The 18,053-nt window shown below is 46.6% G+C and carries 21 protein-coding genes; 10 read left to right on the top strand and 11 right to left on the bottom strand.

The window, feature by feature from the left end; translation table 11 throughout:
* The first annotated feature begins 90 nt into the window (after positions 1-90).
* Entirely contained in the window at positions 91-1,401 is a 1,311-nt protein-coding gene (locus KNQ03_RS12275) for a DUF262 domain-containing protein (protein WP_214724955.1), read from the top strand.
* A complete protein-coding gene (locus KNQ03_RS12270) occupies positions 1,388-3,235 on the top strand; it encodes a GmrSD restriction endonuclease domain-containing protein (protein WP_251140306.1) in 1,848 nt (615 codons plus the stop codon). The genes KNQ03_RS12275 and KNQ03_RS12270 overlap by 14 nt, the downstream gene beginning before the upstream one ends.
* Before the next feature lie 54 nt (positions 3,236-3,289).
* Here the strand turns inward: KNQ03_RS12270 and KNQ03_RS12265 are convergent, their stop codons facing one another.
* From KNQ03_RS12265 to KNQ03_RS12255, 3 genes are read right to left on the bottom strand one after another with little or no spacing between them, the layout of a single operon-like run.
* Positions 3,290-3,787 (bottom strand): type II toxin-antitoxin system HicB family antitoxin, encoded by a 498-nt coding sequence (locus KNQ03_RS12265; protein ID WP_214724953.1) that lies wholly within the window; start codon positions 3,785-3,787, stop codon positions 3,290-3,292.
* A 54-nt stretch (positions 3,788-3,841) separates the two neighbouring features.
* The gene (locus KNQ03_RS12260) at positions 3,842-6,154 is read right to left on the bottom strand and encodes a DEAD/DEAH box helicase family protein (protein WP_214724950.1); all 2,313 of its coding nucleotides are present in this window, start codon (positions 6,152-6,154) and stop codon (positions 3,842-3,844) included.
* Positions 6,151-6,474 (bottom strand): nucleoside triphosphate pyrophosphohydrolase, encoded by a 324-nt coding sequence (locus KNQ03_RS12255; protein WP_214724948.1) that lies wholly within the window; start codon positions 6,472-6,474, stop codon positions 6,151-6,153. Before KNQ03_RS12255 ends, KNQ03_RS12260 begins: the two co-directional genes overlap by 4 nt.
* 89 nt (positions 6,475-6,563) lie before the next feature.
* Between KNQ03_RS12255 and KNQ03_RS12250 the strand changes: the two genes are divergently transcribed.
* Entirely contained in the window at positions 6,564-6,953 is a 390-nt protein-coding gene (locus KNQ03_RS12250) for a RidA family protein (RefSeq protein ID WP_214724946.1), read from the top strand.
* 33 nt (positions 6,954-6,986) lie between these two features.
* Here the strand turns inward: KNQ03_RS12250 and KNQ03_RS12245 are convergent, their stop codons facing one another.
* Genes KNQ03_RS12245 through KNQ03_RS12235 form a run of 3 tightly spaced genes read right to left on the bottom strand, consistent with a single transcriptional unit; the run spans position 6,987 to position 8,039 of the window.
* Positions 6,987-7,250, bottom strand: coding sequence for a hypothetical protein (locus KNQ03_RS12245; RefSeq protein ID WP_214724944.1), 264 nt, complete (start codon positions 7,248-7,250; stop codon positions 6,987-6,989).
* Complete coding sequence (locus tag KNQ03_RS12240) at positions 7,240-7,602, bottom strand: hypothetical protein (RefSeq protein ID WP_214724942.1); 363 nt, start codon at positions 7,600-7,602, stop codon at positions 7,240-7,242. The genes KNQ03_RS12245 and KNQ03_RS12240 overlap by 11 nt, the downstream gene beginning before the upstream one ends.
* Positions 7,599-8,039, bottom strand: a complete 441-nt coding sequence (locus KNQ03_RS12235; protein WP_214724940.1) for a hypothetical protein — start codon at positions 8,037-8,039, stop codon at positions 7,599-7,601. Before KNQ03_RS12235 ends, KNQ03_RS12240 begins: the two co-directional genes overlap by 4 nt.
* 149 nt (positions 8,040-8,188) lie before the next feature.
* Between KNQ03_RS12235 and KNQ03_RS12230 the strand changes: the two genes are divergently transcribed.
* From KNQ03_RS12230 to KNQ03_RS12215, 4 genes are read left to right on the top strand one after another with little or no spacing between them, the layout of a single operon-like run.
* Entirely contained in the window at positions 8,189-8,869 is a 681-nt protein-coding gene (locus tag KNQ03_RS12230; RefSeq protein ID WP_214724938.1) for an ABC transporter ATP-binding protein, read from the top strand.
* Positions 8,862-9,860 carry an ABC transporter permease gene (locus tag KNQ03_RS12225; RefSeq protein WP_214724936.1) on the top strand — a complete coding sequence of 333 codons (999 nt, stop codon included), beginning with the start codon at positions 8,862-8,864 and terminating at the stop codon, positions 9,858-9,860. Before KNQ03_RS12230 ends, KNQ03_RS12225 begins: the two co-directional genes overlap by 8 nt.
* A gap of 49 nt (positions 9,861-9,909) precedes the next feature.
* Complete coding sequence (locus tag KNQ03_RS12220; protein ID WP_214724934.1) at positions 9,910-10,560, top strand: Type 1 glutamine amidotransferase-like domain-containing protein; 651 nt, start codon at positions 9,910-9,912, stop codon at positions 10,558-10,560.
* Positions 10,557-10,964 carry an NUDIX hydrolase gene (locus tag KNQ03_RS12215; RefSeq protein ID WP_214724933.1) on the top strand — a complete coding sequence of 136 codons (408 nt, stop codon included), beginning with the start codon at positions 10,557-10,559 and terminating at the stop codon, positions 10,962-10,964. Before KNQ03_RS12220 ends, KNQ03_RS12215 begins: the two co-directional genes overlap by 4 nt.
* 48 nt (positions 10,965-11,012) lie before the next feature.
* Here KNQ03_RS12215 and KNQ03_RS12210 read toward each other — a convergent pair whose 3' ends face one another.
* Positions 11,013-12,104: a GGDEF domain-containing protein gene (locus tag KNQ03_RS12210; RefSeq protein ID WP_214724931.1), complete on the bottom strand. Its 1,092-nt coding sequence runs from the start codon at positions 12,102-12,104 to the stop codon at positions 11,013-11,015.
* 145 nt (positions 12,105-12,249) lie between these two features.
* On the opposite strand from KNQ03_RS12210, the gene KNQ03_RS12205 reads away from it, so the two are divergent.
* Both KNQ03_RS12205 and KNQ03_RS12200 read left to right on the top strand, forming a co-directional pair.
* The gene (locus KNQ03_RS12205) at positions 12,250-12,426 is read left to right on the top strand and encodes a hypothetical protein (protein WP_023466867.1); all 177 of its coding nucleotides are present in this window, start codon (positions 12,250-12,252) and stop codon (positions 12,424-12,426) included.
* Between the two features lie 90 nt (positions 12,427-12,516).
* A complete protein-coding gene (locus KNQ03_RS12200) occupies positions 12,517-14,166 on the top strand; it encodes a methyl-accepting chemotaxis protein (protein WP_214724929.1) in 1,650 nt (549 codons plus the stop codon).
* A gap of 47 nt (positions 14,167-14,213) precedes the next feature.
* Here KNQ03_RS12200 and KNQ03_RS12195 read toward each other — a convergent pair whose 3' ends face one another.
* Positions 14,214-14,741 (bottom strand): NUMOD4 domain-containing protein, encoded by a 528-nt coding sequence (locus tag KNQ03_RS12195; RefSeq protein ID WP_214724927.1) that lies wholly within the window; start codon positions 14,739-14,741, stop codon positions 14,214-14,216.
* A gap of 132 nt (positions 14,742-14,873) precedes the next feature.
* Between KNQ03_RS12195 and KNQ03_RS12190 the strand changes: the two genes are divergently transcribed.
* Entirely contained in the window at positions 14,874-15,452 is a 579-nt protein-coding gene (locus KNQ03_RS12190) for an AAA family ATPase (protein ID WP_174315936.1), read from the top strand.
* 47 nt (positions 15,453-15,499) lie between these two features.
* Here the strand turns inward: KNQ03_RS12190 and KNQ03_RS12185 are convergent, their stop codons facing one another.
* From KNQ03_RS12185 to KNQ03_RS12175, 3 genes are read right to left on the bottom strand one after another with little or no spacing between them, the layout of a single operon-like run.
* On the bottom strand, positions 15,500-15,841 hold the full coding sequence (locus tag KNQ03_RS12185; protein WP_214724925.1) for a GNAT family N-acetyltransferase: 342 nt from the start codon (positions 15,839-15,841) through the stop codon (positions 15,500-15,502).
* Positions 15,842-16,888 (bottom strand): DNA alkylation repair protein, encoded by a 1,047-nt coding sequence (locus KNQ03_RS12180; RefSeq protein ID WP_214724923.1) that lies wholly within the window; start codon positions 16,886-16,888, stop codon positions 15,842-15,844. It lies immediately after the preceding gene.
* Positions 16,885-17,928, bottom strand: a complete 1,044-nt coding sequence (locus tag KNQ03_RS12175; RefSeq protein ID WP_214724921.1) for a bifunctional transcriptional activator/DNA repair enzyme AdaA — start codon at positions 17,926-17,928, stop codon at positions 16,885-16,887. The genes KNQ03_RS12180 and KNQ03_RS12175 overlap by 4 nt, the downstream gene beginning before the upstream one ends.
* Between the last annotated feature and the right edge of the window lie 125 nt (positions 17,929-18,053).

Below are 18,053 nucleotides of genomic sequence, written 5' to 3'. Positions count from 1 at the left end.
TTCATCTTTATATTACATAAAATAATAAAAAAGAGGTATATATGTAAAAAATAGGTATAATTAAAAAGAAAAAAATAAAGGAGACTCTTAATGGCCTTACTAACAAACGAGCTAGAAATACTTCCATTACGTGATTTGTTCAATATTCCTCTCCGTATTCCTTCGTATCAACGACCTTATAAATGGAGTGCACGCTCAACGAATCTTTTGTTCATCGATACTTATGAAGCATTTCAGAATGATTTAGATGAATATCGTCTGGGGTCTGTCATTCTTCAAAAAGATCAAAGCAATACATACAATATCGTTGACGGTCAACAACGACTCACTACCCTTTCGATATTACTTTATTGTCTAGGTGATACAGATCAATCATTATTGCAAGAAGAGTATTCTGAGCTATCTACAAATGCAATACTGACGAATCACAGCATTCTCTCTAGAAAAACGAATGAGTTGAACCCTGATGAACAAACTCGCTTTAAAAATTATCTTTTAGAAAATTGCACAACCGTTCAAATCGTCACAGATAAGGAACAAGAAGCTTTTCAATTTTTTGATTCTCAAAATTCACGAGGAAAAGCGTTAGCCCCTCATGATCTCCTCAAATCTTATCATCTTCGTGAAATGACAGCCGAAGATGAGTCACAAAAGGTGAATGTCATTAGTCGTTGGGAAGCTGTCAATCAAGAGGATTTAAGTAACCTATTTAAAAACTACTTATATCCGTTAACTCAATGGTATAAAGGAAAACATGGTCTTGGTTATTCCACGAGTAAAATTGACGCTTTCAAGGGAATCGACGTCACACATGTCTACAATTATGCGTTATACCATAAAGCTAGTAATTTGTTCATAGAACAATTTAATAAAAATGGTCATCATGAACTGCTCGCTTCGAATTCTTTGAATCAGTTCCAACTGACACAACCGTTAGTTGCCGGAAAGCGTTTTTTTGACTACATCCTTCATTATGGACAGCTACTAGAACAAATCCAGAAGCTCATTAAACAGTCCTATACAGAACACAAAAATCAAATACCACGTAAAGGAACCGGTGATACTTACATCATGCAATTGTTTGAATGCTCATTGCTATTTTTTGCTGATCGTTTTGGGATTGAAAGCTTGAATAAATCGGTACTCGATTACTTTTATACTTGGAGTTACTCTCTCCGATTAGTCATGAATGCTGTCTATCAGGAAACGACTAATAAATACGCAACAGGTAAGCATGATCGTCTCAACAATGGACTCGATATTTTTACGATTATCAGTGAAATGAATACACCGACAGAATTAGATTTATATGTACTAGAGCAACCAGTCGTTGATTCAAACAACAAAAAGAAATATCAAGCAGTGCATGACAGACTCTCTCACTTGAATGGATGGTGCTAATATGACCGATAATCTAAAAGTCATACCAGTAGCAAATGTATTCGCAAATACTAATTATTCAGTTCCGATTTATCAGCGTAATTATGCTTGGAACGAACTTCAAATCCTCCAGTTGATTGAGGATATTGATAGTGCAATTTTTGATAATGATGACCAGACATATTTCCTCGGAAACCTAATCGTCAATCAGACCGACAATAACGTCTATGAAGTCATTGACGGTCAACAACGTTTAACGACTTTGTATTTACTCGAACGCTATCTGAAGTTTTCTTTTTCAAAAGACGCCCTTCGCTTCGAAGCGCGTAATACATCAAATCGTACACTTGCTTATCTTAGTGATGATAAAGCTTACACATTACCAGAAGAACTAGCTTCCGCTGAAATTTTAAATGGTTATCATATCATTCAAAATTACTTCGAAACGAATCCAATCAATAAAGAAAAATTTGCTAAAAAACTAGAATCCGTCTTTTTGATTCGAGTCCAAGTTCCAAAAAATATTGATTTAAATCATTACTTCGAGATTATGAATACGCGTGGTGAGCAATTAGAACTTCACGAAATCGCAAAAGCAAAGTTACTCGAAGTGCTTAAAACCGATCAAGATAAATACGTTGGGGCAATGATTTGGGACAAGTGTTCAAATATGAATTCTTACGTACAAATGAATTTTAATCCAAATCACAGAAGGATCCTCTTCACCCATAATTGGAGTAGTCTTCAATCTAAAATTGAGAGTTTTGATACAATCGTTGATCAAATCGATAATGAAAAGAGTACCTCACAATCTAAAAAATCGTTACTTGCTATTCTAGATAGCAGCAAAACACCGGACACGAAGAGCAAAGAACTTGAAGACGAAAATGAACGGTTCGAATCAACAATCTCTTTTCCTAATTTCTTACTACAGGTGAATGCTGTCTTAAAAGATTCTCACTCAAGCGCTAGTCTGGACGACAAACACTTTCTCCAAACTTTAGAATGGTCTTGGACAAGTCCTGACAATGCCAAGCACTTTTTGTTCACTTTGTTGAAATGTCGTGTCTTGTATGACAAATACATTGTAAAACGTGAATTTGCCAAAGATTATAGAGAAACAGGCAAGTGGTCTTTGCAACGTTTAGAAAAGTACCGGGATACAAAAAGAAAAAGTGATAAACCAGCGTATGTCGGAACACTGAAACGTGAAAAGCAGAATCAAAAATTAAGAACGCTTCAATCGTGTTTGCGTATCACCTACACTTCTCCGAAAACGATGCACTGGATATCGTTAGTCCTTTCTGAATTACTAGATGATGAATCAACAGATCTCATTAATCTACTCGAACAGTACTGTTGTGAGAAAGTCGGCGAATCTAATTATGAAACGAAATCAGGGTTTGAAATAGAACGAATCGTATTTTCTTATCTAGACTATTTAATTTTCCGTGACGGCTACTCATATAAGAATGGGCAACTCGTATTTCCATTAAATGATGAATGGCAGTTCCAGTTCAGAAACTCGATTGAACATTTCTATCCTCAACACCCGATTGATGGTGCAGTGTGGAAAAATCACGATTTGCACGGATTCGGTAATCTCGCTTTAATTACCATTTCCGGAAACTCGAAATTCTCGAATTTATCGCCATTCAGTAAAATTGACTCTTATCCAAATCTAATCAAACAGAGTCTAAAGTTAACGATCATGCAAGCCATGACGACATCTAGTGAAGAGAAGTGGACTACACAAAAAGCAAATGAGCATCAAATGGAGATGACGACTATTTTGAATAAAGATTTAGCGAAATATGCTAGTGTATCATCTTCAATATTGCAGGCAACACCTTAAAAGAAATAAAAAAACTTTCCGAAAAAAATACGGAAAGTCTTTTTTGTATTAGTGTCATTTTACGACCCGCCCTGTATAAAACACTTCATCTTCATCCATATCATAATCACCTAGAGAAATGATTGTTCCTCCTGCATCCAGTACACGAGTAATAGACTCCATCAAAAATTTACTATCTAAGCCAATCTCAACGTCTTTATTTCTCGCATCCACATACTTCAATAAATAAGAGTCAGGTGTCGCTAATTTTGAATCAGATCGCGGTTCTACATCCACTTCAATCAATTCGATATGAGCTTCTTTCGAATCCTTAAGATTTAACTGCTGTAATGTAGATGGCTTATTGAACGATTCCCCATGCGTCAACATACTCTCTAACATTAATTCTAAAGCATCTTTCGCCATGAACAGTGCATGTTCATACGTCTCTCCATCAGTGAATACATTATCTAAATCTGGAAAAGAAACGTAGTATCCATCATTACGTTTATCACCAAACCCTTCACCTTCTTCTATTTTTGTCAGTACTGCATAATACTTATACATCGCCATTCACGTTCACTCCCTTGCTTCTTGTTATATTCAGCTCACAAAGTATCTAATTAATTAATTCGAAAAATACATGTGCAGTCGAAAATGAATTATGTCTTTTATGACGTTAAATAGTTCCCGTCCTGATGTTTGATTTTCGATTGATAACACGTCACCATCAAATGTAAATGGCTTCCCCATCTTCGAAAACGGCATCTTCTTCAGTAACCGTTCTACCTTTACTGCATCAAAGGGTCCTTTTAACTCTGCCGTTTGCGCATCCTTCAATTCTCGATACTTCTCCGCATGCAAATACTCATAAAAGAATGTCGCTACTTCTTCAGCCGTGATCGGCTCCATCCAGCGCTCTTCTCCCCGCTCGAGCATCGCTAGCAAGACGACCATCTTATAACTCCGATTCATGATTGTCTTTTCGACCTGCTCGATCAATTCACGATTTGCGTCGTACGCTTTGACCCCTTCGTCTGATAGCTCCTGATGCTCCTTCAAGAACCCAACATAAGAACCCCATTCCTGTTTATAGCCTTGTGGAACTGCCGCATATTCTCCAATCTCAACATACGATGGTCGACGACCAAGTTCGTATTTGATTTGCTCGTATTGCTCGATTAATCGTAACTTCCGCTGACTCGGTTGCCTGAGTCGATGAATCAATTCCAGTGCCCTCGTATCGAATTCAATCACACAGCCTGGCGGTGGCGTAATCGGTTCTGTCTCCCCCCGCTTGAACGATTCTTTCATCGTCCCAAGCAATTTCAGTTTCGTCTCGACGTTACGGTAGTTCCCAATTAAATCAATGATGACACAGTGTGATTTATCTTGCGCCAAACGTAAGCCGCGTCCGATTTGCTGCGTGTAGATAGCGACGGATTCAGTCGGACGACAGAACAGCAGTGTATCCACTTTCGGAATATCGACACCTTCGTTGAACAAATCAACGGTAAAGAGAACGTCAATCTCGCCTTGCTCGAATGCTTGCATATATTGTGCGCGATTCGTCGTCTGCCCGGTCAGTGCAAATGCCGTCGTTCCTTTATCCCGGAATACTTGTACCAGATACTCCGCCTGCTTGATCGACGAACAAAAGCCGATTGTCTTCGTTTGCCGATGCTTCTCCCACGAATGATAGATATTATCTGCGACTTCACGATCAAGTTGTCGATGCTCGAGTTGCGATGCATCATAGGTCCGACCGATTCGTCGAATCTGGGAATAGTCAATCGTGTCATGAATACCGTAATAGTGAAACGGCGTCAAAAACCCTTCAGCAATCGCTGCTGTGAAGTGCATCTGGAAGGCAACGTTATGATGACAGATCGCATAGACATCGGCGCCATCCATCCGGTCTGGTGTCGCCGTCAGACCGAGCAAGAAACGCGGTGTGAAATGATCGATGATCTTCCGGTAACTCGTCGCTGCCGCGTGATGGAACTCGTCAACAATGATGAGATCAAACTGATCCGTTGCAAAACGCTCCAAATGACGCTTTTGTGCCAACGTCTGGACGGAAGCGAAGACGATTTCTGTCGTATCCGTGACGGTCCGATCACTGCCGATATAGAAGCCGGTCTGCCACGCCGGATTGACTTTTCGAAACGAACGCTCGGCCTGCAGTAACAGTTCCTTTTGATGTGCCAGGAACAGGACTCGTGTAAAGTCTCCCGCAAAGAACGCACTCAGATAGGTCTTCCCTAATCCAGTCGCAAGCACCGCCAATGCCCGTGTCCGTCCTTCTTCCATCGTTTCTCGTAACGCTTGGAGCGCTTCTTCTTGCACCCGGTGCGGCAGGATTTCTGGTGCAACGACGACCGTTCCTTCGTCATACTCGACTTCTGGTTCCGCGACATATTGACGTGCCGCGTACTCTTGACGGTAGGCGTCTAAAACAACCGGATTCAGTTCTTCTGCCGATTCACTGAGATAAAGATCCATGAAGGCATCAATCGCATCATCAAGAATCTGTGGAGCGACAGCTTGTGGTAGATGAACGTTCCATTCAATACCGGACCGAAGCGCACTGTTCGAAATATTCGACGAACCGACGATTGATAAACCAGTCTCTGCGTTTCGAAACAGATACGCTTTCGGATGGAACGAGCGTCCGCCTGACCGATAAAAGCGAACTGACAACCCATCCAGCGCAAGCAACTGCGCCAATGCTTCTGGATCGGTGATGTGTAGATAGTCGCCAATCAACAACCGAATCTCGGCTCCTCGTTGCAAGGCACGACGAAATGCTGGAACGAGCAATGCAACGCCTGACTTCTGAGCAAACGCTGCGACGATATAGACTTCCTCTGCCAAATCAATGGCCTCGACGAGTGAGTCATATAAGTGATGCGTCGTCAGCTTCGCTTCCGGGATCAATCCTCGACCTCAATCAGGTAAAGGCGTTCTTCGAATCCGCCGCGTTGTTGCTGTTTCTTCGCCCGGACAGCTTCCAGTTCCTTGACTGTCACGCCATGTGTCTTCGCTAACGCTTGAATCAGTTCCAGTAAATCAGCTAATTCCTCGACAGCATCTATGTCTGTCGTCGCTTCCTCATATTCAGCTAGTTCTTCATGTAATTTCTTTTTCGCTTCCACTAGGAATTCATTCTCATCCAGCGTTCGGAACGTCGCTTTTTTCCCGTTTTGGTCGATGATGTTTGGAATCGCGTCTCGAACTAATTTATGATAAAGTGGCATATCAATTCACTCCTTTGAAGGGTTGAGGGATATCCGAGTCGAATCACTCGGTGTCGTACATATGTATTTTATAAGAGGAGGTTCTTTTCATGTCTACATTCAAACAAATCGATACACCAAACGCCCCTGCTGCGATCGGTCCATATTCGCAAGGCTTTATCGCGAACGGTACACTCTATGCTTCCGGTCAAATCCCGATCGACCCGGCAACCGGTGAACTCGTACCAGGTAGTATCACGGAGCAGACGGAACAAGTCATGCGAAACGTCGATGCCATCCTGAAAGAGGCAGGACTGACACCTGACCGCGTCGTCAAGACGACATGCTACTTAACGAGCATGGAACACTTCGCTTCTTTTAATACGATCTACTCCGATTACTTCGCACCGCATAATCACTTCCCGGCACGGTCTTGTATCGCGGTGAAGGAACTACCAAAAGGTGCATTAGTTGAAGTCGAAATCTTAGGACTCGTTTGATTTGATCGCTACGCACTCGTTGCGTAGCTTTTTTCATCGCAATCCCCAGCGTCCTGTTCCTTTTCCGGTCTCACTGTAAAAAAGGTCCTGCTCCCCTTGGTACAATTCACACTCACTCGCATGCAGGTAGATCAATTTCCGAACGCGTGCCTCAAGTCCTGCTTCTGATGTAAAGCGTGATAAATCCAAATGTTCTGTTTGTCTGACGCGTTGGTAGATATCAATTAAGTCGAGTGGCGATTGTCGTTCTAGGATTCGCTGAATTACATCAAGTAACTGCTGGCTCTCATCCGTCATGTCCTTCTAACTCCTTTTTCATCACTTTGTTTTGAATCGCATTCATCACAATTGGTATTTGTACGACCAGATTCAAGACGCTGACTCCAAGAACTAGTTGACTGGCTGTCAATGGCTTGAAGTATCCTTCGCCGTATCCTTCTCCTACACTAAGTGCGATCCCGTACGAAATCGTAAACGACACCATGTTGCCGATGACGATGTATTTCGGTTTTCCACTACGCGCAAGTGAATATGATAGAACACCGAGTCCAAACAAAAATAAGGCATACCCTAATATCGAACCCTCTTTCCAATCGAGGTAAGGTCCAAGCCACGCAAACGGAATCAGATACAATAGGGCTCGTTTCATTGTTCACCCTCCCCTTCTGCGTCTTTTCGGTTACTCCCGGCATCGTAGTAACCGTATAAGAGTTCCCGAATCATCTCCCACCCTGGCGGATAGATATTTGATCCTGAAAGTTTCTCTGTACCATTTTCTGTCGTCACATGAATTTCCCAATCCGTGCCGTCCATTATCGTAAGACTTTCAGGATCTTCGTACTCCCACCATTTCTCGGCATTAAACCGATCCGACCACATGTCAATTAGATAAATGTCCTCTTCCGTCAGCTTTCTGAATAATGGATGGTCTTCTTCCTCTAGATATCGGAGACCCTTCGGATACCATGGACCTAATAATTCTTCCTCATCTTCCGCACGAACCCTTCGACCTGCACGGTCCCACCAAAACGTCTGTCCTCTTCCCCTACCGGACTCCCGAAAATAAATTCGCTCGACTGTTTGCATCGTGATCATCCTCCAAAATTGATATTTCCATTATAGCCCATTTGTTATTTTTAACCTGTTACATTTTTTACTATGGTTCTGCTGATCTCTGTTGCTGTGAAACATTTTTCTCCTTCTATCAGTAAATGTAGTGAAAGGAGATGTTTCACATGCATGTATCCATTCAACAAGCCGGTTATGACGTCGGTCAGCTCGTCTTACAAGAGATTGCGTTTGCTTTACAGCCTGGATCCATCACCGGTTTGATCGGTACAAACGGTGCAGGAAAAAGTACGACGATTCAAGCGATGTTCGGTACGTTGCCTTGGGTCGAAGGAGAGATCGATTTACCGGTCTCACTCGCCTATATTCCGGAACAGCCAACCTATTACGAATATTTGACACTCGCCGAGCACCTTGAGCTGGTCGCCTCGCTCCACGAGACAGATCATGCCTATACGGAACGACTCTTAAGGACGTTCGAACTGCATGCTGTCACAGGTGATTATGTCTCTTCTTTCTCTAAAGGAATGAAACAGAAGGTGATGCTCGTCTGTGCCTTAATGCAACGCGCGGAATGCTTGATCATCGATGAACCGTTCGTTGGTCTTGACGCGGTCGCAACGATTCGGTTGTTACATTTACTCGAAGCAGAACGAACGCGTGGCGTGGCGATTCTGCTCGTCACTCATGTCCTTGATTCCGCGGAACGTCTGTGTGACGACTTCGTCTGGATTGATCAGGGACGCATCAAACATCAAGGAACACTCGCTCAAATCGGTGAAGCCTCTGGTCAGCCAGGTGCCCGCTTATTTGACATCATGGAAGCGATGGTGCTCGAACATGATTGAAACCTTTTTGAAGCAACGGATCCGTCGGCGACACGCTGAACAACGTCGCTTCTATCGAGAAATCTTCGACTGGACGATCTTGCTGTATCTCGTCGTTCCGGTCGGTCTGTTCATCATCTATGAAACGATTCAAATCTTAAATGGTCAAGCGGACTGGGTTCAAACAGTTTCGGTCGCTTGGATTTTACTCGGATGGATTCTGTATGGATTCCTGCCCGCCTTTTACGCCTGGTTCGAACCGGCAGATCGCCTCTTCTTCAAACCGGTTCCTGGAGCGATCGTTCGAATGAAGTGGTATTCCGTTCGGTATCACTTCGTGAGGATTTTTCTAATGACTGCCGGATTACATCTACTCTGTTTTCCGTTACATAGCATCCGGTTTGACCAATCTAGTATCACAGTACTGCTGATTAGTCTCGTGCTCTCTTTGCTACAACCGTTCTTTAGCTTTTGGACATATCGGTTATCTGGACAACGGTTCTTGCGGAAATGGAGCGGTCATCTCGTCCTGGCAACAGGACGCATCACTCTGTTGCTCCTGCTTTGGCTTCAACCGCATCCTGTCCTCTTCGTAGTCGCACTGTGTGTGGTGCTGCTCGGATCCCTTCATGTCCGGCATTGGTCACGGCGTGAGGACGGATTAACGGAGGATATCCTGTTGTCGACGAAACGACAGTCGAGTTTATCGGCGACCGTCCTTGAATTGAACGGTGCCTTACCGAAGCCGTCTCACCGAAAGCGTCCGTTCCTTCATCTGCGATTATTCAAGCAGACGCACCATCAACTTCCACTGATCACGTATCTGCGGGATCCGAGTAAGCGTCGCTTCTTGCTCCAGCTATTTGCTGCGATGAACTACGGTCTTCTCGTTTTACCATGGATCGGACGCGGACTCGTTTTCGCTTTCGTCCTGTTTGTTCTCTTTCAAGAACGGAAACAACATCATACATGGTTCCGCAGACAATCATTCTACCAGCACATTTCCAATTGATTGATTTCTGCTATACTTTTTCTATTACATTGGTTGGAGGGATGACTTCATGCGTACTCATTTATTCTTATTCGGAGGCGGTCCTCCTTTTACACCGAACTTACGAACACGATTTGCTACATTAACGAATGGTGGACCGGTCGCGATTCTATACGTTCCGCGGACCGGTAAGGACTGGACGAGCTACTCCTCAATCTATACGAAGCCGTTAGAGGAAGATGGCATCTCGTCGTTCGTCCATCTGCCACTGTCTGACGCACCAACAGACGAACAACTTGCGCAACTGAAGCAATGTCAAGGCATCATCATTTCTGGTGGCGAAACCGAGCTGTATCAACGCTATCTTGTCGATACGGAAATCGGTGACATCATCCAGTCGCGTTTCGCAGATGGTGTTCCGGTCGCCGGCTTTTCAGCCGGTGCCCTCGTTTCGCCTGAACGGTGTGTGATTCCGGAGATCGACCAACGCGACAATCAACGTCTTCGTTTGCCTGGTCTTGCCTTACTGAAAGACGCGGTCATCTGTGTCCATTACGAGACGTGGGGCGAAGCTGCTCATCTCACGCAATCCTTTACGGAAGAAAGCACAGACCGTGCCTTTGGTCTTGCTGACGAGAGCGGAATCTATCTACGCGATCAGTACCTCGTCGAAACAGAAGGAACCGATCCGGTCGTATTGTCGCGGAGTCCCGTCAGATGACAGCAATCGTTCCTGCCGTCAAAGGCATCATCATTCACGAGCAACGTCTCCTGATCGTCCGCCGGGCTGCTGCCGACTTCGGTGGCGGGACATGGGAATGTCCGGGTGGCAAGATCGACTTCGGTGAACTCCCGGTCGACAGTCTTGTTCGCGAGATTAAAGAAGAAACACAGTTGACTGTGGCGCCGGAGCGTCTATTCTATGCCTCGAGCTTCCTGACGCACCCCAATCGGCAAATCGTTCTCTTGATGTACATCTGCTCGACGAATCAAACAGACGTTCAATTATCGGCAGAACACGACGCTTATCTTTGGGCGGACGAAACAACGATCCGTCAGTTGATCGCGCCGAATATTCTCGCTGATTTTGAACGCCATGATGTATTTTCGTTACTGCATCACTAAACACAACTGCCCCGCCTGACCAATCGGTCGAGCGGGGCAGGCTTTTATTTACAGCAAAGGGTCTCGGTAACAGACGACGCGATTTCGTCCGGTTTGTTTGGCTTCATACAATGCTAAGTCCGCTTTCTGGACGGTCTCAAATACGGTTGATGCCTGATCAGATGAAGCAGCACCTAGCGATAACGTGACATGAAAGACGGGATGCTCCTTATAAACGAAGTGTTGATCGGCGCAGGCAGAACGAATCCGCTCCCCCAGTCGTTCCGCTTGTCGGAGTGGTACGTCCGGCAACAGTAAGACAAACTCCTCACCACCGTACCGACCGACGACGCCCTGTTCTGGACAATACGATTGCAACAGGTGACTGAGTTGCCGTAAGACGACGTCGCCCCCTTCATGACCGTATGTATCGTTGATTGATTTAAAATGATCGAGATCAAGAATGAGGACGGAAAAGACCGTTCCGTTCTGAGCGTACTCGGCTAACGTCTCATCCAGTTTTCGGCGGTTTCCCAGTTGTGTCAGTCCATCCGTTAAAGCCAGTTCTTGTTGCGTATGCACGAACAAAAAATGCTTCCTTAGTTCTTGTAGGAAACGATAGGTGACGTAACCACCAATCATGATGACGATGATATAGACGAGCGCAATCTCTAAAAACCGCTCGAACGTGTTCGTTAATAAATAGAGCGCCGGTAAGCTGTATGCGATCCCTGTTCCAAGCAACACGAGATAATCTTTCATCCGTTGAGCAGCGAACCGGCGATAAACCGTCGCTGTCACGAGTAACGCAACACAAATCAAGGTCGTCAGAATCAGTCCTTGGTATTCGCCAGCTGGTGTCACCGCGAATCGGGCACCGATAATGAACAGCATCGTGATGCTCCCGCTAACTAATCCCCCATAAAAGTACGCTGTGACGAGTGCAACAAGACGCAAATCAATCTTTGCAACGTCATAGGAGATACTGTTGAAAATCAACAGTGCACCAATCACACCGGCGATACAACCGATCGCGAGTCGGACTTGTAAGGAAGAGTTAGGCGAGATGCGCTCGATCCGTCTTAGCGGTAAAAACGCAAACAGCAATGTCGCAATCAACAGTGAGAAGTTCAACAACAATGAATTGAGCAACGTAAGCACGACGACATCCTCCTCATTCCATTTCAGATAGTTACTCTATTCCCGTCAGATTACACATTCCCCTCTTTTTCCAAGGTTTTCAAACAAGAGGAGAGGGAATCAAACAAATATGTCTATCGTCTACATCATTAAGGGGGAATCTTTCATGGACCGTCAAGCCGAAAAACGAAAAAGTAAGATGCCATTCTTCATCATTCTTGTCATCGCTATCTTCGTCATCGTTGCTGCTGCGTTGATCATTTACGTCACATCTGAACCAAAAGAAGAGACACAAGCACTTATGACCCATCTTGCAACTGTCCTTCCGATTTACGTGAATTAGATTCACAAGACCTTTACACAAGCCGTACAACACCTTCATACATGTTGTTTCTTCTCCTTCCGATAGGTACACGGGAGGAGATGTTTTTTTATGCTTACGAAAAAACGATTATTAGCACAGCAACTAAATGGATGGTTGATTCCGATCGTCGCTATCGGATTGATCATGATCAGTGGTCTAAGCGTTTACGCATCGTATCAACAATCCGTCACAGCAACTGAGGAACGGCTGATGCGTGAGTTAACGATGTTCGACGCGAACGTCCGGGCAACGTTTCTCGCGTATCCGGAGGACGCAACTGACCGCTCGCGTGCCATCAAACGATTGCAACAGCAACAGCGAACCGACTTATCACGTGACGACTACACGGTTCGCTTCCAAAGCCTGAACACGAGTGAGGCGTTCCGACCGTTGACACTCGAACCGGCAAAACGAAAACAATTACTACAGCACTTAAAAACAGACCGTACATATGCTTTTTCGAATCAAGACCAGTTTCTAGTCGCAATGACGATTCCAGAACTCGATGACGTCATCTTACTGACGACCGATCGCGATAAATTAATCGCTCCTGCTCGAGATTTAGCTTGGACACTCGTCTGGGTGAGCGTAGTCACACTTGTCAGCATCAGCCTGTTGATCCGCTGGCGGATTCAACGCCAACTGGCACCGTTATCGAAACTCGCCTTACAAATTGAAGAAGCGCATGCGAAGCGCTCGTATCGTCCGTTAACGCTCAAGACGACGACCTTTGAGTTACAACAGCTGACGTTTCAATACAATCAGTTGATGCAACAGATTAATGACTTAACGACGGAGATGCAACAAGCCAGTCAGGAACTTGAGTCCGTCCAGCCTCACTTTTCCTCGCGCTTATCGGCGATGGATCAATCGGTCCAAGCCGTCGATGAAGTCGCTGGTTCCTTACTTGCACAATCGTCGCAGATGGATCAGACGATTGTCGCCTCGACACGTTTGACTGCCCAAGGACACGATGCGTTAAGCGAAATGCAAACGACACTTCTGAACAGTCAACATGCCGTAACCCGTTTTCAACAGACTGTTCAGACGAATCACACGACACTTGAGACCTTACAAGAGGAAAGCCAGTTACTGAAGGAACAATCCGCGACGACAGAGCAGATTTTGCAACAGACCTCACACCTACAGCAGCAGATGGATACCTCAATCTCGCACATTCAGCGTGTTGCTGAAGAGACACGCCGTTTGTCGCTGAACGCGCTGATTGAGGCAACCCGTGCCGGAGAAGCTGGTCGGGGCTTCACGGTCGTCGCTAAGGAGGTCGAAAAACTAGCGATCGATATTAGGACGAGTACGGACCATATTCGGCAGGTCAATCAGATGTGGACGGCGGGGCTCGATCAAGTCGAACAAGCACTCTCGCAAATGACGGAACGTTTTCTTTCGACGTCGCAACAACTCGAGACGGCAACGGAGCATTTAAAACAGATGCTGACCGAAGCGACGACGATCGAGACGACACTGGGTACCGTGGAACACCAACGCCAGATCGTCGCAGATGTTCAGTCGAACATGCAGGAACATCTACAGTCGGTTCAGCAGTTGATGTCAGAACTCTCGTCTTACAGCCAGGTGCTCGGAGAACAGATGCAACACCACGTCAACCAGCAGACGGAACTGAAGACACATAGTGCTGTACTCGAGTCGCGGATCAGTTCGTTGCAACAGACCGTTCGTTCGAGTGAATCGCCATCCTAACCAAAAGAGCGCCTGCCATTCTTGGCAAGCGCTCTTTTCCTCTGTTCTCAGCCGATATAACGTGCTTCCTTTTTATCGATGATGTTGCGAATCCGGTTCTCCGTCACCTGATACTGCTCTGCCAATTGACGGGTTGTTTTCCCTTTTTCGTACTGCGCGCGAATCGTTCGAATCTGAAACGGTGACAGCGTCACATGTTGACCTAACAAGAGATCAAACTCACCAAGTAGTTCAGTATACTGCTGATCGATCGAAGGCAGAACCTCTAAGTTCGACAACTGATCGTCAGCCCGTTTGCCGTTGCGCCGGACGAGTCGCGCTTCTGTGACATCTGCCGTCAGAAAGGCTTGTGCGACGAGTAGAGCGACCTGCACCCGCTCTCCTCGACCACGTTGATAGAGCGTGACTTTCCGGTATCCTTCCCGATTGAGCCGTGGACGGAGCAAGACACCTTTTCGTCGTTGCTGGACACCGCGACACGTCACGATCGTCCGGTCGAGCGACCTTACGCGACCAAGTGATGAGACTTCATATATACCTACATAGCCGATGACGGCTTTCCATTGTTCTTGCATGGTTGTCCTCCTTCAGACAAGGACACGACGGGACTTCATACTTGAATTATATCAAATAACGAACAAACGTTCTAGTTATGTCACTCGTCGGACTATGCTATTATTAGCAGAAAAAGGAAATGAGGTTCGTCCATGAAATTTGTCTTGTTACTTGGTCCGCAAGCGGTCGGAAAGATGACGATCGGTCAGGAAATCGAACGGTTGACGGAGATGAAAGTTTTCCATAACCACCAGACAATCGATCTGTTATTGCCTTATTTTGATTTCTCTGAACCTGCACACCATCGCCTAAAAGATACGATCCGCCGCGAGATGTTCAAGGAAATGGCGAACAGCTCGCTCGAAGGTGTCCTGTTTACATTTCTCTGTCTATTCGGCGTCGAAGGTGGCGGTCTCGAGTTCATCGAAGAGACCGTCGAATTATTCGAACAAGCGGGTGCTGACGTCTATATCGTTGAACTGGATGCACCGGTCGCAACCCGTCTGCACCGGAACACGACTGAAAACCGATTGACGCACAAAGTGACGAAGCGTGACCTTGCCGCTTCTGAACAAGACTTACGTGAGACGGCAGACGGATACCGGACACGTTCGCTGCCAGGCGAACTACCGGACGTCAACTATCTCTTCCTCGATACGGAACAGTTAAGCGCACGTGAAAGTGCTGAAGCGATTTGCGACCATTTCAACTGGTCCAAAACAACGGTCTAATCACAAACAAGCACAAACAAGCCCCGTCCTGCTCAGCAGACGGGGCTTTAATGGTGGAGTTCACGTTCATATCGATTCGCCTGCAACTGGAATCCGTTCCGATGCCAGACCGCCGCACTGCCCGCTTCGCCGTAAATACGCGTCAGTAATAACGTCCGCGCGAGATAAGACAAAATCGACGTCAATGCTTCTGTGATGTATCCGTGCTGATCATCCTCATCAGTCGTCGTATAACGCAAGTTTCCGGTCGATGCATTCCATGTGAAGGTAATCGTCCCGACAATCGTTTTCTCACGTAACGCATGCAGCGTCCATTTACAACCCGATTCTTCATCCGTTGCTTCGACAAACAGTCGTGACGTCGTAAAATCCGGATGTCGTCCTTGCATTCAGCTCTCCTCCTCGACCTCAAACGTTGCTGTCGCGTAAGCCTCTCCGTTAATCAAAATCGTCAAGTTATGTGTTCCGGGATAATGGACACGCGTCGTCATGTTCCGAAACGATTGGCGTCGTTCGACTTGTAAGACACCTTTAACTTCCCGCTCTCGCAGTTGAAACACCTTCCGACTCGTTCCACGTTGTTTGACGTAATCGATCGCGTATTCAAGACGCAGACGTTGCTCGACGGAACTGTTTACTTGAAACGAAAACTGTAACTCTTGACCAATCGTCACCGGTGAGACGACCAAGTCCGTCACCGCGACCTCACCTTGCGTGACGTGTCCGAATAACTGCAACACGTCTGGGTTTCCGCGCTTCAGTAACGTCCGGGAGGCGTGACGCAAAATCCAGTCCGTGTTCGGATCTGTTCCTAAGTGACGTCCAATTCGTTCGATCAAGTATTCCGGATGCGTTTTTGAAATATCATTCAAGTGATTGGCGACACTTTTTCGGACGTAAAGTGACGGATCCTGTAATAAGGCGTCAAGGATCGGTAACGCTGGACGCGGATCAGCAATCAGACGCGGGATCGCTTGCCCCCATGGTAAACGCGGTCGTGTCCCTTCAGACGCTAAGCGCCGGACATGTTCATCGTCTGATGTGGTCCATTTGAATGCCTGCTCAAGATAGAGTTCCTGATCAGCAAGTAGAAAACGGCGAACGGCGAACTCTGACGTCGAATGCGGCGTCAACTTGGCGAGTGTCGCTAACGCAAGCGTCCAGTCGGCGAGTGTTGCTGTCCGTTCGACATACTCTGGAAAAACAATTCCCGGTAGACCGGTAAACTGCGGTGCAAGCCGCTCTAGCTCCGGCACCGAGTCCGGAAACGGTGACAAAATCGTCTCCAGTGTCTCCGCCACACGGCGGACGCGCTGTTTGAACGCGAGTTCATTCCAGTCTCCCTGTTCGACTCGTATTCGAAAATCCGGTACGTCGACCGCTGCTCCTAAGCGGTCGAGCCAACTCGGTGAAAATACATCTTTAATCAAACTCATCCTTCATCCAGTCCTCTCTGTGTGCGCTCCAGTTTGAGCAATGTTTCCTTGCGTGCGAGTCCACCCGCGTATCCACCTAAATCTCCATTCGTCCGAATGACCCGATGGCACGGAATGACGATTGCCAGTTGGTTCGCTCCATTCGCTCGTGCGACGGCACGAACAGCAGTCGGTTGACCGATCCGGATCGCCAGCTCTTGGTACGAGATCGTCTCCCCACTCGGAATCCGCTCGAGTTCTTCCCAGACGCGGCGTTGAAAGGGTGTCCCGTACCGCATCAAGGGTGTCTGAAACGATACCGGCTCTCCTTTGAAGTAACGACGGAGCTCCGCATCAATCTGTTTAAAGACCGGTGACTCCCCGGGAACGATGACAGCACGCGCTTTTAAACGCAATTGTTCGATTTCCCGCTCCAGTCCGCGTCGGTCGACGAACTCGAGCAGATGTAAGAGTTGATCGTCAGCAATCGCCAACATCGAACCGAGTGGTGTATCAAGCCATTTCGCGCGTAAGACCTGTCCGTCGAAGCGTGATGGGGCCTGCCCGAGAATCCGTGCCGACGCCTCCCGAAAACCACTACTGGATTCATAACCTCCTGCTAACTGTCCTTCGATGATCGGCTTACCGGTCCGGATCTCCTTCATCGCTAGCCCCATCCGCCGTGCCCGAGCATATGCGACGAACGTCATCCCGAAGCGTTTCTTGAACTGGCGGCGTGCCGTTGATTCATCGAGACCAAGTGCTCGAAAATCGGCTTCCTTGAATCGTTTGTCTGGTTCTGCCTCGACCGCTTCGATCAAGCGTTGAATCGTACCATGATCTCCGGGATAAGCAAGCGGATGACAACGACGGCACGGTCGATACGAGGCAAGTAATGCCTCTTGCGCCGTCTCAAAAAACTCACAGTTCTCCGCTTTCGGTTTTCGTGCCGGACACGTCGGACGGCAAAAGATGCCAGTCGTCTTGACGCCGACGAAAAACGCCCCTTCGTACGTCGCGTCCCGGCGAACGAGCGCTTCATAATACGTGTGATGTTCCATCGCCTTCCCCTCCTTTATCTTTAGTATACCGGCTTGTCCGGTCACGATGTCGCCGAAAATCAGGCATTGATATGTTTAAGATTCACTTAAGAAACATCGTCCTGTTTTCGAAAGGGACGACGTGC

It is taken from the genome of Exiguobacterium sp. s143 (assembly GCF_018618895.1).
In the GTDB taxonomy this organism is placed as follows: domain Bacteria; phylum Bacillota; class Bacilli; order Exiguobacteriales; family Exiguobacteriaceae; genus Exiguobacterium_A; species Exiguobacterium_A abrahamii.
The sequence above is the reverse complement of the archived record's forward strand: the minus strand, read 5'-3'. Positions and strand labels throughout refer to the sequence as shown.